At 67.3% G+C, this 535-nt stretch carries 1 pseudogene; it reads right to left on the reverse strand.

Going from position 1 to position 535, the window contains the following annotated elements:
• Positions 1-12 precede the first annotated feature (12 nt).
• Positions 13-535 (reverse strand): annotated as a pseudogene (locus B4E36_RS06595) (hypothetical protein); the annotation flags it as partial.

The following is a 535-nucleotide window of genomic DNA, read 5'->3' on the forward strand; positions in this document are numbered from 1 at the left end:
GCCTGTTTCGTCTCACGCCTCCCTTCTGCAGAAAATCGGCGAGGTCCAGGCCATCTGCCCGGTCTTCTCGCGCAGCCTCACATAGATGGTCTCGCCGTCCGCCAGCACTCCGAGCGCGACCGTGCCGTGCCATTGCCACTGGTGCGGCCGGGGCAGGGCGTGGAAGCGGTAGGCGGGGCTGTCGATCGGGCCGAGATTGCCCGAAAGCGCGCCCTCGAAGAGATGATCGAGCGGAATATCGAGCTGCTTGCCCGAAAGCGTCGCCTTCAGCCGCGCTCCCGGCGAAGCTTTCAGCCTTACGGCGAAGCCCTGGGTGGCGGAGGTGACGTTGTTGGGGTTGGCTGCGGCGGTAACGGAAAACCGGACGTCGCCCTCTTCAAAGCCGAGCGCTGGCAGCTTCGCGGCCTCGTCCTCGCCCTCGAGCGGCGAGACGATCTCCGCGCCGCGGAAGCGGGGCTCCAGCCCGGTGATCTCGCCGCCTTCGATTGTGATTTCGCCTGTCCAGTCATGGCTTCTGCCGCGCGCGCCCCAGCCG

This window comes from Martelella sp. UBA3392 (genome assembly GCF_002358775.1).
In the GTDB taxonomy this organism is placed as follows: domain Bacteria; phylum Pseudomonadota; class Alphaproteobacteria; order Rhizobiales; family Rhizobiaceae; genus Martelella; species Martelella mediterranea.